We start from the raw sequence: 14,274 nt of genomic DNA on the forward strand, positions 1-14,274 counted from the left end.
ACATCATGTCCGGTACCAGTAGAAATGATGGCAAGGACCGGTTCTGATGGTGCAATATTATACCGGGGAGCGTAGGATTTCGGGACCTGCACCTGGAATCGTTCAGATAGCTCGCCAGGCGATGCCGCAATACAATAACGCCCACACATCCTTACTCATCCGACTGGTCAGGACTGGTCCGGATTGCGTAATGACGGCGTAAAAATCCGAGTACTTTCTCTGATTCAACCCATCGCCTGTCTAGCTGGGTGATCATCTCATCTATTTGTTTAATCTGATGCATGAGGGTTGAACGTTCCTTCTCACTCATATTCATCATGGACAACCAGCCGGTTATGACCGCAAGAGGATTTCGGATTCCATCATTGAGGATGGCAAACTCCCCAAGGTTTCTCTCGATTTGGGAGAGCAATGCCTGTTTCTCCTGTTCAAACTCCCGTTGATAGGTAATATCACGGGAGATAGAGAGGACTGATCTGACCTTTCCCTCGAGATCAAATTCAGGGAATAAACGCCAGTTTAATGTCACCTTTCCTTTTGGGGATTGGAATGTGATATCCGCCTCATGGGGATACCCGGTGGCAATGACCCGTTGAATGAGTGTATCCCATTCGTCTGCTTTTTGGGGAGGATATTCAAGCTCACGGTATGTTTTTCCAAGAAGATGTGAGGGTTCAAAGGGGATGTACGGTTTAATCGACGGATTTACATAGAGATGGCGCCCTTTCAGGTCAAATCTCATGACAATATCGGTATTGTTCTCAACGAGTGCCCGAAAGTTTTCCCTGCTCTCTAAAAGAGCGTATTCTGATCGTTTCTGATTGGTAATATCTCTGACTGATCCGATAAAACCGACCTTCTCCATGTCAGAGTCAAGGATTGGTGATACCATAATCCGGTAATACCGGTCATTATCCGTACCCTCCCCGACCTGTCCGTGATACTCTTCGGTGATGATTCGATTTTCAATCCCAGGATGGTGTGGATCAGCCGAGGTTCTCTCCCCCAGGATCATAATTCGCTCTATGAGGGATGAGACGCCCGGATATCTGAAGATGCATTCAGAAAAATCCTGACATTTAAAGAGCACTGTTTCGGACGGGATACCGGTGAGTTCTTCCATTGTCCTGTTCCATGCGATAATCCGCTCTGAAGAATCAACTGCCAGAGTGGCGTCAGGAAGAAAGTCGATGATCTCTTCAAGGAGTTTGCGTGATTTTGCAAGTGCTTTTTCTGATCGCCTTCGTGTGACCGCCTGGACGATCATCTGTTTCATCTCGGTAAAGAGGACGAGGGGATCTTCTCCTTTCTGAAGATAAAAATCTGCCCCTGCATTCAGGGCTTCTATGACCACTTCATGCCTGCTCTTACCGGTACAGACAAGGAACGGGGTATTGTCTCCTGCGGTCCGTAATGCCCGGAGAAGTTGTAATCCGTTCAGTCCCGGCATCTCATAATCCGCAACAATGGCATCATACCTTTGTGAATGAATATGCTCGAGAGCTTCATCCCCGTCGGTTACCTGAGTCACTTTACACCCCCCAAGTCGGTCTTCAAGAAAGATACGTGCGATATCTCCCATACTCGGTTCATCATCGACAAATAAGACTGAAATAGGGGAGGAAGTTTCTGGATTCAGGGCTCGTCATCTCCGAGGGGTGATGGAATTATGAAGGGTACTATGTCTCTTTGGTATTGGAGTTTCTTATAGATATCTCCCGGATTATGAATGAAGGACTTTCTCTATCTCCTGCAATATTCCCTGTTTCTGGAATGGTTTGATGATATAACTCATTGCACCGCATTTGAATGCAAGTTTTGCCATCTCAATTGACTGGATGGCAGTCACCATGATAACTTTTGCAGCAGGATTAATACCAAGAATGGTTTTCAGTGCCATCATACCGTCCATTCTGGGCATGATAATATCCATAAGTACCACATCAGGTTTTGTCTGAAGATATAATTCAACCGCCTGTTGACCGTCTTCAGCCTCACCAACCACCTCAATCCCTTCGTCAATGAGAATATTTACCAGGACGGTTCTCATGAACCGGGTATCATCAACCACTAAAACCCGGACCCTTTTCTCCACCCATAAGTAAACTGGTTATATGTATGCAGGTTCATCCCCTCTGCATGCAGCATGTGAACCGGAAATACTCCGGATTGTATCATCAGATATCTCAAATGTGATTCCAAGCATTCCACTCAGTACTTCATTCTCAACAATCGGAACGATCCACGATATCAGGACTCTGCATCCCTTTTCGGTCCTGCAGGGATACACTGTGCAGCTCTTGTTTCCTGATAGTGCCAGGTCACACCGTTTCTTCCACTCGTCTCTGATTGAGGTATTGGTCTCAACTTCAAAAACGGTCTTTCCAATCAGATTTCCCCACCGTTCGATATGGTATACATTTTGCTGCGTGAAGCGATATTCCTGGTCAATCGCCCATATTCGTGCCGGAAATGAGTTCATCAGGGTTGAGAGAAATGCTTCACGGTCTGAAAGGATGTTTCTGAGAAGTATCTGTTCTGTAAGGTCAATTCCCACCCCAACAAGACCATTTATGTTCCCCTCCGGTGTTCTGACTGGTTGGCGGCGGAAAAAATAACTCCTGCTCTCTCCGGCAGCTGTGGAGATCTCCTCAACGTTTTCCAGGAACGGGATGCCATGGGTAAAAATCAGATCTTCAGATCGGTTTAATGATTCTTTGAGTTTCGTGTCTAATAATCCATCTCCAGTGGTTCCTATGATCTGGTCGGCAGTGTTCCCGCAGATCTGTTCAAAGAGATGATTCACATGAAGGAATTTTCTTTCAGCATCCTTCATGTAGACAATACCCGGCACAGTTGCAAGGATGGTTGAGAGTATCTGGTTGGTATGAGTGATTGTATCACTTTTCTTTTTAAGGATGATATGGGTCTGTACCCGTGCGAGCATCTCCCGGGTATCAAATGGTTTTGTCACATAATCTCCCGCCCCCAGTCTGAATGCTAGTTCCTTATCCTGTACCAGCCCGAGGGCGGTAACCATGATAACGGGAATATGAGTGTACCTCGGATCTTTTTTAACGATTCGTAAAAGATCAAAACCTGATACTCCGGGCATAATAACATCAAGGAGGATGAGATCGGTATCAGGATGCACCGTGAGCAGTTCTAATGCTTTCTCTGCACTTTCTGCATCTGAGACGACATATCCCTCCATTTCAAGCCGGTTTTTGAGAAATTCCCGTATGGCGGGATCATCGTCAACTATGAGGAGCCTGGCATCCGGTACCATATCTCATACCTCTTCGTCAAAGATCATAATAAGGCATGTCTTATGGTCGTGTGATATTATGGGTGCCGATCCAGTTCTTCGTTGCAGAGTTTATCACAATATGCAATGTCAGGATGTGTCCGTGGTACATACTCCCAGGTAATATGTCCAAACCTGTGTGCCAGAGCCATAACCTCGTCATACAAAGCTTTTAAATGGGGTTTATTGATCCGATACACACCGGTTATCTGTCTGATTACAAGCTGACTATCGGAGTATACCTGGAGTTCATCACAATTCTCATGAGATGCCCATGAAAGAGCATGTATAATGGCTGTATATTCTGCTACATTATTGGTGGTCTGACCAAGGAAAAAGACGCACGATGCGATTCTTTTATCATTTTCATCTTTAATCTGGTACGAGCATGCAGCTGGTCCCGGATTTCCCCGTGAGGCACCATCAGTGTATACCTTCTTCATCGCTTTATACTGATGACCGCTGGTTCTCATAAAGGCTCCGGGAATTGAAAATAACATTTTTTCCTTTGTTCAGTTGGTATATTTGATATTCTTGCATGATCACTGGTACTGGCAGTTGTATGAGTATTCCGGATCTTGTCTTTCTGGGTTTTATTATTGGTCTGACCGGAGCATTAGCTCCAGGACCCACGCTCATTGCCACCATCAGGTCATCCCTTCATAACGGCTGGACCGGGGGCCCACGTGTCACCTTTGGGCATATTATTGCCGAAATGGGCATTGTTGTGCTTATTGCAGCGGGCATATCCTCATTACCTGATACTCTTCGTCCCGTTCTTTCCGGAGTCGGAGGTATTGCCCTGATTATATTTGGGGCTATGACACTGTGTGGATCACGTGAGGCTGTCATACTCACTGATTCTGATAGTGGTCATGCATCAGGACCAGTGATCGCCGGGCTTGTGACCAGTGTTTCAAATCCTTATTTCTGGATATGGTGGTTCTCAGTCGGGAGTGCCCTGCTGATAAGTTCCCTCAATCAGGGTATTATAGGTATTATTGCATTTATCACCGGCCATTGGGCTTCAGATCTTGCATGGTTTACTCTTGTTTCAGTGAGTATTCACCGCAGCAGGACAATGCTCAGTACCAGGACGTACCGGGGAATTCTCATACTGTGTGGGATATTCCTTGTTATCTTTGGTTTATGGTATCTTGTTCTGGTTGTTTCCATCTGATACCCGGTGAGCAGTATACAGATCACAGATCATAGGAAGTTGTGAGGGTAATCGGTCATATAACAGAATGAAAAGGCCCTTTCTGCAGGTGGTAATTCTCTCCCTGTTCAGAGTCTTTTATTGGTCCAGAAGCGGTGCATGATCCGGAGTATTAGTCTGGGCCTGTCAATTCTACGAAAGATTGTACCCCTTCATGAGAGCACTATTTCCGCTGAAAGTAAGGGTATAGGAAAAGACACCCCAGTGGCACTCACCCTCCCGAAACAACAAAGAGAAAACGATAAAAATGGGAGTGTGGGAGTACCCTGACAGAGGGATAGCACGTTCCAGTGGAAATGAAGGGGTCATAAACCCTTCCAGGCGCATACTGATCAGGGCGCCTGCTGGTTCTCCATGAATCCGTTGATGGTTCGTTTTAAAACGTATGTACCTTTTCAGACGCGGTAAAGCCCTTATCGAGCCATTCCGCGATTGTATTAATCATTCTGACCACCCTTTCATCACCTGCTCCTGGTTTGATCCATCCATCAGACCGGCAGTTATGGATATACGTATGAGCAGGTATCCTTGTCAGAAATGCACAGGGGGAGCGTTTTTGGTGTTCCCAATTGTTTTCTGATGAGAGTCCTGTCATTTTCATATCGTGGATTAGACCAGAAAGCCCTCTTTATATCAGATGATAATGGGATCTGGGACTGCCTATAAGAGCGCTCTCACCTGGTCTGCATAACCTTGACCTGCAATAAACATGGTCAAAGGTTTTTATCATCTCTTCCGGTTTGGTTTTTCAAAAGAGTCTGCATCCTTCATGGTCATCAAGATGAATTATGGGATTTGGGGAATCTGAATGATGGTAGAGGAGACAGTGGTCTGCTTACGTATCCGGCTTTTTTGATGCTGCTACTCGTATACACTCAGGGGGTATCTGCATCTCAAATCTGACCCCCTGACCATATGTACCATTTTCAATTATGGTAATGCCGGTTATGGCAAGAATTTCCCTGATAAGAAACAGACCGAGACCGGTATTTTTCCCATAGCCACGGAGAAATATCTGTTCTTTTTCATTATCCGGGATACCCAGTCCATCATCTTCATATATCAGGCGGCATTGGCCATCTGATGTATCCATGTATAAACGAACTGTTGTGACATGATCCCCGTGCCTTTGGGAATTCTCCACAAGGTTATAAAATACCTGATAGATCATTGCATCTGCATAGATCTCAAGGGAAGGAATATCACATACGGATTTCAGATTACATGAGACCTGCCTGACAGCCCGTTCAAACAATTCACGGACATGATGCCATTTTGGTTCATGAATTCCTATTTCCTGGTATGCTTTGCTGAAATCAATAAGTTTACCAATATCCACAATAGCATTCTTCTGCAGGGCAAGTATCTCCTTTACTTTTGCTTCGTCTGTTTCACTCTCGGCAAAATAACGAAATCCATCAATGACCGTCACTTTATTTCTGATATCATGCCTGGTCAGCGAGGAGAGCAGCATCAGTTTATTGGTAAGTTCAGACTGTTTTTTCAGGGCATCTTTCAAATCGGTTATATCTCTGATGGTCTCAATTGCTCCGATCATCTCACCTGTGGAATCATACAGCGGCCCTGCCATAACCCATTTATACTGCGTCTTTCCCTCGCAATGGCTGATGACTTCCGCGGATAACACTCCATTTTCCTCTTTTACGTTTGCATAATATGAGGTGATATCAAGATCCGGTTTTATGATCTTATCAATGAGCAGAGGTCGCTTTATCTGATATATTGCCTCAGCATAGGTTATCTCCCCACTTCTGATCTCATCGTAGGTTCTACCAGAAAAAAGGGCCATCGCTTTGTTCCATGCAAGAACCATCCCATTCAGATTAATAACAAAGGTGGGATCAGGAAGATTTTCAAGAATGCTGGATAGAAGGTTGATCGAGTCGGAAAGTGCTTCCTTCTCGAGCATCAGCTTCCATACCTGTATCTGATCAGAAATATCCTGTACATTTAAAATCAGATATGGTTCATGATGCTCATTGCGTACTATCGTCAGGTCATGTAATGCCGGAAATTCGGTTCCATCCTTTCGAATCCGGATCGCCTCTCCGGTCATATGGCCACGTTCAGTTGCTATCCGGATCCATTCCATGATATTATCGGAATAGTCCGGATGAACCGGTCCAAAAAATCCGTCCAGTTTTGCCTCCTCCTGGGAACAGCCATGCATACGGGCATAGGCCATATTTACAATATCCGGTTTTTGAAGTGGTCCGGCAATAATGCCTGCCTGGGTATTCCTTACAATGTCTGCAAGCCGGTGAATTTCTTCAATCATCCGCGTTTCAGTGGTTATATCACGGATTTGAATCAGATCCATCGGAGTATCATCAAGGACTATCCTGACCAGCCGGATATTGAGTGTGTAACTTCCTCGTCCTGGTATCTCAAAAGTATGGTTCCATTCATGAAGAGAGTCCTTCCGGGTATGGAGGAGCGATTTGATCATCTCGTTTTGTGAAGACTGGTCAGGAGAGTCACTTTTCGTGTTCCATCCAAACAGAGTGCAGGCAGCAGGATTTGCATGCACTATACCCCCCTCCTTCCAGACAATAATTGCATCTGTAGCATTTAGGAAGAGTGAGAAGTATCTCTTTTCTGACAGTTCAAGAGATCGGATACTTTTCCGAATAGATTCGACCATCTGCGATACTGCCTGAATAATCCGGTTTATCTCAAGATGCCGGGATGGTCTGATTGGATGATCCATATTTCCTTTCGTAATCTCATCAAGGTCTTCTAGGAGAGTCCTGACCGGTGAGGTGATAAATCGTGAAAGCAGATATGCAAGGACTAAGGCGAGCAGAATTGAGATGATAAGCAGAGAAAGAGCAAGGAAAAGGAGTGATATCCGTTCATGCTGGTAACTTCTCGTAGAGTATACCATTTTTGCAACAAAATCGATATATTCAGAAGAGGGGCTTTCATTATCGCCACTTTCAATAAAAAAGAATCTGGTAATTGTCTGATTTTTTTCATCGAAATAGTCCCTGCTTCCTTGTATCTTATACAATTCAGCTGCGATTTCAGCATCATCCGGATCTGCAGGAACCGGAATTTCGTCCATTTCACTAATAATCAGCCCGGTACTTCCAATCAAATCCAGGGCAAGGACATGAGGATTCTGTTCCCGTACCTGGGTGACAAGCGTATTGAGGGAGAGTTCACTCCGCTCTTTTAGATAATCACCATATATCCTGTATATGGTCTCGATCAGATACGTATGATCAGGGGTAGGCTGGTATCCAAAGATTCTCCAGGGATTACTTGCATTAAATCCCCGAACCGCCCGATCAAGCCTGAATGAATTATTATTTCGCATTTCGGTTATTGTCTGATAAAAAGGTCCCCATTTGCTGAAATCAAGATATAAATCTTTTTTATTTGTAGAATATTCTGCAACTCCTGATGAGTTGATCAGCATAATATCGATCCGATCCCTATAGGCTGGATCAGACCGGTTTATGATCTCCTCAAGATTCATTACTGAAAGGTCGCGGCCAGATCGCTCATACTCATCCAGAACCAGATTTGTAACGGTAACAAGCGGTCTTTTATAGGTTGCTTCCCAGAGCATCTCTCCCTTGGTGATTCGATCCGAAGCACTCTTTAATACCTGTTCTGTCTGATTCAAATCCTTTAAAAACCGCTCATCAATCTGCCTGGATGTCTCATTGTAATAATACCCGGTGATTGAGATCAGCGAGATAAGAATGATGCAGATAAATAAGAGCATTAGGCTTTTTTTCAGAGAGACACCTGAACCTGAAAATATTTTGGATATCATCAGATTCAAACGGGAGTGGATCCCGGATTATCTCCCAGTTCCTGACAGGTCATGCGGGTTGATAGTTTAAACATGGAATATACTTCTCACTTGTCCATGCTTGCTGATAAACCTGTGGTATGGCCATGAACCCACATCATATCTTCATGATTATCAGGTATATAATGAGTAATCCAGCGAGAATTCCAATAATAATAAGCGGAATATGCCGTTCATATGATGGATGAAGGGTGGATTTTGGCGTTTCTTTCAGTTCTTCATACGCACCGGAGAGTTCAGTTATTTTTTCCTGAACCTCTTGAATCTGCTGCCTGATATCCGTCCCGTTATATCCTGATGCCAGTGTATCTGCCATCTTTGACAGGCCCTTATGTACCGCACTCATCTCAGATCTGAGGTATGCATTCTCTTCTTCTTTCATCGCAAGCAGTCGTGAAAGAGTTTTTACTTCCTGCCGGAGTTGCATGGTCTCGCGATCATGCTGGTGGGCAACTACGGCGTGAACAAGTTTTGACACTGCTTCCTGTCTGGTTATCCCTGACTGTACTGCCTCTTCATCAATATATGAGAGGATCTCTTCAGGCAGTCTCTTCTCTATCTTATCGGTTCCCATCACGTCTCACCGATCTGAGATCTCCGATCCTTTTTTCATGAGATTTCGATTCCATATTCCGCGGTTCTCAATCAGCCATGTCTGTGCCTGGAGGGGCTTAGCATCCCCGGGGGTTTTTCGGACATATGAACCGTCAGCCTGTAATATCCGTGTTTTGACATTGTCCCGGAGATGTACCGGCAGGATAGTATTGATGACCTCATTCCGGATTCCGGCATCAAGGATTGGGTACAGGATCTCAATACGCCGTTTCAGATTTCGTGGCATAAGGTCTGAGCTTCCCATGAGTACGACCGGGTCTCCTCCATTATGGAAGTAATAAATTCTGGTGTGTTCCAAAAACCGTCCTACTATGGTTGTGACAGTAATGTTATCAGAAATCCCTTCAATACCAGGTCTCAGGCAGCATATCCCCCTGATCTGAAGCTGTATATGTACTCCCTCCTGTGAGGCCGTATACAATGCCCGGATGATATCAGCATCCTGGAGTGCATTTAATTTCAAGATGATTCTGCCATCCCCGTGACTTTTTTGCCGCTCTATCTCATTTTCAATCCGGGATATGATTCCCTTTTTAATACCGCCTGGTGATACCAGCAGGTGGTGATATGCAGTAAATTGCGAATAGCCGGTCAGGACATTAAAGAGATGGGATACATCTGATGCAATCTCTTCGTTCGCGGTAAAAAGACCGATATCAGTATAAATCTTGGCAGTCACCGCATTGTAATTACCAGAACTCATATGGACATACCTGACAATCCCGTCCTTCTCCTTGCGAACTACCAGGCAGAGTTTTGCATGGACCTTCAGCCCCATTATCCCGAATACCACATGAGCACCAGCCCGTTCAAGTGCCCGTGCCCATCCAATATTGTTCTCCTCATCAAATCTGGCTTTTAATTCAACCAGCACGGATACAGCCTTCCCATGCTCCCTGGCATCCAGAAGTGCCTGGACTATTGGAGAGTTTGTTCCGGTCCGGTACAATGTAATTTTAATGGCCAGAACATCCGGGTCATGTGCAGCAGTCTGTAAAAAATTTATCACCGGCTGAAAACTCTCATACGGGTGGAACAGGATAATATCCCGCTGCCTGATTGCATGAAAGATATCAGGATCCTTTTCCAGACGTTCGGGAACCGAGGGTGCATACGGGATATCTTTTAAATCCGGCCGGTCCAGGTTCATCATGGAAAAGAGATCTGCAAGGCCGATTGGCCCTTTGACCCGGTAGAACATATGAGGATATTTCGCCAGTTTCGCTCCCATCATATCAATAATAGCAGGAATCATATCCTCTGCTATCTCAATCCTGACCGGTGTTCCGATCCATCGCTTGCTTATTGACTGTTCTACTGCACTTAAAAGGTCATCCGCTTCATCCTCCTCGATCTCAATATCTGCATCACGGGTAACCCTGAACGGGTATGCAGCCACAATCTCCATTCCGGGAAAGAGGAGATCCAGATTCTCTGCGATGAGGTCTTCAAGAAAGATAAACTCCTGTGTACCGGGAGAGATGGGATCTGCAACATCTGGTGTGATCTCAATCAGGCGGGGAAATTGTTTGTTTGGGATTTTTATTCTGGCAAATAACTCATCATGAGATCTTGGGCGCCTGAGAATAACAGCAAGATTTAATGCAAGATTTGATATAAAGGGGAATGGATGTGATTTATCAAAGGCCAGTGGTGTTAAGACCGGAAAAATTTCGCGGAAGAAATATTTCCGAAGATTTTTTCGTTTTTTTTCATTCAGGGAGGTCCGGGTATGAATGATGATGCCTGCTTTGCGAAGTTCGGGGATGATATCTTCAAACCAGATCCGGGTCTGTTCATTCAGGAGTGGGATCAGGTCTTTGTGTATTCGCTCAAGCTGTTCCATCGTGGTCAGACCGTCCGGAGGGAACTTTAAAACTCCCTCGGCCAGCTGATGGTGAAGCCCGGATACCCTGATCATGAAGAATTCATCAAGATTATTTGAAAAGATTGCCAGGAATTTTATCCGCTCCAGCAGTGGATGGGTTGGATCCTTTGCTTCGTCAAGAACGTGCTGGTTAAACCGTATCCACGAAAGTTCCCGATTGATATAGAGTGCCGGATCAGATAATAATGAACATGCCCGTTCCTGGTACCTGTCAAGACCATCTTCCAACTGATCCATACTACATGAATTCTACCTGAATAAGATAAAGGTTGAGTATTGTACATCAATATCTGATTAATTACCCGAATACCAGGTTCTTTTCTCACTTCAGTCAGTTCGGATAGGTTTTTCACCCCCTGCATGGAAGAGATACTATTGATTTATCTTTGAAAGAGGTTTTTCTCACCAGATGGAGTACCTATTTTCCCAATGAGCCACTACCAATAACCTTTGAATTGTCATCCAATCTCCGCAGTACCCCGATGGCCCGATCATCAGAGGGATAGAAGTTTTCTGATCACGCTCACCTGGGATAAGGTGAAGAAGAAAATATTGCACAGTCAGGAAAAATATAAATAAAGGCAGGGTAACCACACACTCTTTCATGGTATGGTTTGCTACACAGTATAAGGCGTATCTGGTCATCTTCTTTTTTCTTTTCGGACTTATGGCCCAGGTCTCGGCTTCAGATCAGCCAGAAATACGCGGTTATGTAACGCAATGCATCGCTTTTCGGGACGCTGTTACAGAATCACTGACTGAAATTGATAATCAGGCAGCATATGCGGCCCTGCACCTTGCAGACCCGAAGACGACAGATGATACGATTATGTCACTGTTATCATCGCTTCATGCGGTGAACAATGCCGTGGATGGTGCAGCTTTTATCACTCCTGATGGGAATATCTCTCAGGTATCTGACAGCTCCTTTGCATTCCTTCTTGGATCTCACGTTCCTGATGATTTTTTCAAGGATGCCCCTGTCATTCCTTTCATAACGCATCAGTCTCTCTTCATCAGACCATCAGAACAAACCATGAACATCACGTCTGGGAGAGATCTGATATGGCCGGTGAGAACAGACGGTGAGATCAGCCATCTTGCGATTCATATTAATTCTTATAATCTTGGTGAGCTTTCTGCAAAAAAGGCGGGATTACATCCGGAGATATTTTCGGTCCTTATGGATCATAACGGCGACGTCCTTTGGTGTTCGGATTATAGAGAATTCCACTCAGTCCCACCTGATAATGTATTAACTGAAGTTCCAACATTTCGTGATGTACAAGAGCTTGTCAGGTATTCCTGGACTGGAAGAACAATATATGAGGTATGGAACAGTCATGAGCTTTTCAGGACCGGAGCGTGGTCTGCTTTCCAGATGTATAATGAGGTGTTCCGGGTTTTTGTAGCTCTAAAAAACCTATGAGACCCCTCCTTATCATACCACTGGGATGATGCGTACATATCATAATGGACATGTTCTTCTGGTATTTCATACATTCAAGGCTTGATAAGAAATGAGGAAGATGAAACGGTATGCAGAGTCATCCGATTGGACTGGTCAGGATAATGCCCGGTAATACGGATAAAAAGGTCTTCTTTTTAATTCGGGCTTTTCAGGAGTCCTGAAATCTCTCGATTCGTATCTGAAGTTTGAGATGCAAAACCCCTCAAGTACAGGCAGAATATGAGTAGGTGCAGGTGAAGATCTGCCATGGTTATGTAATCCTGACCCTATAAGACTTTTCATCTTTCTTTTTCATGCAAGGTATTTGACGATACAATCGAGGTCATCAGATCCCGAATTTTGATTTTTGAATTCGAAGTACGATCCCCGGATACTGGCGATGAATCTGCCCTGGAGTGCATACAAAGAGAGGGTATGTAAAAATATACATCCGACTCGCGGAAAATCAATCCGTTCAATATCGTGTTAGATTCACAATCACGTTCTTATTCAGTGGGAGTCATTCATCCTTTGATTGATCACACCTTTTGTCTCCTATTTTACCTTCTTAAAACGCACGCTTTTTCATCCTCAATTATCCCATCTTTCATATAAAGAACCCGGCACATATATTCTTCATGCCAGTCTTCATGGGTGACCATGATTATTGTCTGACCGAATTTTTCATTCACCTCACGAAAGAGATTGAGTATTGTTCGTGAAGTTGTTGAATCAAGGTTTGCGCATGGTTCATCTGCAAATAAAATACTGGGGCGGTTGATGAGAGCTCTGGCAATGGCAACCCGTTGCTGCTCCCCGCCGGAGAGTTCATACTGCCTGTGATGAATCCGATGACCAAGACCCACTTGGTTGAGTATTTTCTCACTTTCAGCCAGATATACATCTGGTGAAATACCCCGTGCCATGGCAGGAAGAACAACATTCTCCTGTACAGATAATTCAGGGACGAGTGCATAGTCCTGAAATACATATCCAAGTTTATTCAACCGGAAATCACTCTTTTCCTCTTCACGCAATGATTCTACTTGCACTCCGTCTATAATCACCGAACCGGAGGTTGGTTCATCAAGGAGACCCAGGATATGGAGCAGAGTGGATTTCCCACTCCCTGAAGGTCCCATGATACCGACAAATTCACCTCGTTCAATTCTGAACCGGACACCCCGGAGCGCCTGAACCTGAACCAGCCCCATCTGGTAAATCCGGGTAACATCAATGACTTCTATCATCATTGTCCTCTGATGGCATCAAGAATAGGTTCATTCGCGGTTTTCCAGGAGGGGATGAATCCGGAGATGAGGGAGACGAGGGCCAGACTGATGATACTTCGGATAACCGGTCCTGCTTCCACTACGGGATAAACGGCACCCCCCGGGAAAACAAGTGGTTTATAGGTAAGATATGTCACAAGACCTGAGCTTAAACAAAGTCCCAGAAGTATACCACAGGTGGCAATAATGAGAACCTGGATGATATAGGAATAGATGATAATCTTTTTATGAATTCCGATTGCCTTCAGAATCCCTATCTGTCGTCTTTTATTGATGGTATTGATGAATATGACGATGAAAATTACTACAATCGCAATTACAAGGCTTACTATTGTTGAGATTGCATTGATGATCTCAAAACTGCGAATAGCATCATTTACAAATCCCTGCCCTTTCTCTTTGAATGTTCGGATCTTCTCGGCAATTCCGTATTGCATCAGGATTTTTTTGTACTGCTCCTCCTCTCCATTCTGACTGATTTTTACAAGGATAGATGTTGCCGTATCTAATATGCCGTAAACTTGGTTGATCTCCTTTATCGTCACAAAACCGTTCCGGTCAACTCCAAATGAACCGCTTTCCAGAATGCCCTTGACTTTCAGGGTCTTCCTGACCCCGTTGTTAAATGTTACATCAACAAAATCTCCTGTCGAGAC

13 protein-coding genes are annotated in these 14,274 nt (G+C 44.6%); 2 read left to right on the forward strand and 11 right to left on the reverse strand.

All coding sequences use genetic code 11. The features are described from left to right. The 5 genes from PLA23_RS13740 to PLA23_RS00130 all read right to left on the reverse strand — a co-directional run. On the reverse strand, positions 1–149 hold a 149-nt coding region (locus tag PLA23_RS13740; RefSeq protein WP_502883582.1), incomplete at its 3' end, for an SOS response-associated peptidase family protein. A gap of 2 nt (positions 150–151) precedes the next feature. Continuing rightward, on the reverse strand, positions 152–1,639 hold the full coding sequence (locus tag PLA23_RS00115) for a PAS domain S-box protein (RefSeq protein ID WP_324330998.1): 1,488 nt from the start codon (positions 1,637–1,639) through the stop codon (positions 152–154). Positions 1,640–1,723: 84 nt separating this feature from the next. Beyond that, positions 1,724–2,071 carry a response regulator gene (locus PLA23_RS00120; RefSeq protein WP_324473479.1) on the reverse strand — a complete coding sequence of 116 codons (348 nt, stop codon included), beginning with the start codon at positions 2,069–2,071 and terminating at the stop codon, positions 1,724–1,726. Between the two features lie 39 nt (positions 2,072–2,110). Continuing rightward, positions 2,111–3,289 carry a response regulator gene (locus PLA23_RS00125; RefSeq protein ID WP_324473480.1) on the reverse strand — a complete coding sequence of 393 codons (1,179 nt, stop codon included), beginning with the start codon at positions 3,287–3,289 and terminating at the stop codon, positions 2,111–2,113. A gap of 56 nt (positions 3,290–3,345) precedes the next feature. After that, positions 3,346–3,780: a ribonuclease HI family protein gene (locus tag PLA23_RS00130; protein ID WP_324330995.1), complete on the reverse strand. Its 435-nt coding sequence runs from the start codon at positions 3,778–3,780 to the stop codon at positions 3,346–3,348. An 89-nt stretch (positions 3,781–3,869) separates the two neighbouring features. On the opposite strand from PLA23_RS00130, the gene PLA23_RS00135 reads away from it, so the two are divergent. Next, on the forward strand, positions 3,870–4,487 hold the full coding sequence (locus PLA23_RS00135) for a LysE family transporter (RefSeq protein WP_324330997.1): 618 nt from the start codon (positions 3,870–3,872) through the stop codon (positions 4,485–4,487). 415 nt (positions 4,488–4,902) lie between these two features. Here PLA23_RS00135 and PLA23_RS00140 read toward each other — a convergent pair whose 3' ends face one another. The 4 genes from PLA23_RS00140 to ppk1 all read right to left on the reverse strand — a co-directional run bounded on the left by PLA23_RS00140 (position 4,903) and on the right by ppk1 (position 11,113). Continuing rightward, positions 4,903–5,127: a hypothetical protein gene (locus PLA23_RS00140; RefSeq protein WP_324473481.1), complete on the reverse strand. Its 225-nt coding sequence runs from the start codon at positions 5,125–5,127 to the stop codon at positions 4,903–4,905. 234 nt (positions 5,128–5,361) lie between these two features. Continuing rightward, positions 5,362–8,283, reverse strand: coding sequence for a PAS domain S-box protein (locus tag PLA23_RS00145; protein WP_324473483.1), 2,922 nt, complete (start codon positions 8,281–8,283; stop codon positions 5,362–5,364). A 187-nt stretch (positions 8,284–8,470) separates the two neighbouring features. Next, positions 8,471–8,947 (reverse strand): hypothetical protein, encoded by a 477-nt coding sequence (locus tag PLA23_RS00150; RefSeq protein ID WP_324473485.1) that lies wholly within the window; start codon positions 8,945–8,947, stop codon positions 8,471–8,473. A gap of 6 nt (positions 8,948–8,953) precedes the next feature. Further along, positions 8,954–11,113, reverse strand: a complete 2,160-nt coding sequence (gene ppk1, locus PLA23_RS00155) for a polyphosphate kinase 1 (protein ID WP_324473486.1) — start codon at positions 11,111–11,113, stop codon at positions 8,954–8,956. Positions 11,114–11,480: 367 nt separating this feature from the next. On the opposite strand from ppk1, the gene PLA23_RS00160 reads away from it, so the two are divergent. Continuing rightward, complete coding sequence (locus PLA23_RS00160; RefSeq protein WP_324473488.1) at positions 11,481–12,305, forward strand: hypothetical protein; 825 nt, start codon at positions 11,481–11,483, stop codon at positions 12,303–12,305. A 581-nt stretch (positions 12,306–12,886) separates the two neighbouring features. Here the strand turns inward: PLA23_RS00160 and PLA23_RS00165 are convergent. Together PLA23_RS00165 and PLA23_RS00170 are read right to left on the reverse strand one after the other, a co-directional pair. After that, complete coding sequence (locus PLA23_RS00165; RefSeq protein ID WP_324329333.1) at positions 12,887–13,576, reverse strand: ABC transporter ATP-binding protein; 690 nt, start codon at positions 13,574–13,576, stop codon at positions 12,887–12,889. Then, a partial coding sequence (locus PLA23_RS00170) for an ABC transporter permease (RefSeq protein WP_324473490.1) occupies positions 13,576–14,274 on the reverse strand: 699 nt, incomplete at its 5' end. The genes PLA23_RS00170 and PLA23_RS00165, both read right to left, overlap by 1 nt.

This window comes from Methanospirillum sp. (genome assembly GCF_035406105.1).
In the GTDB taxonomy this organism is placed as follows: domain Archaea; phylum Halobacteriota; class Methanomicrobia; order Methanomicrobiales; family Methanospirillaceae; genus Methanospirillum.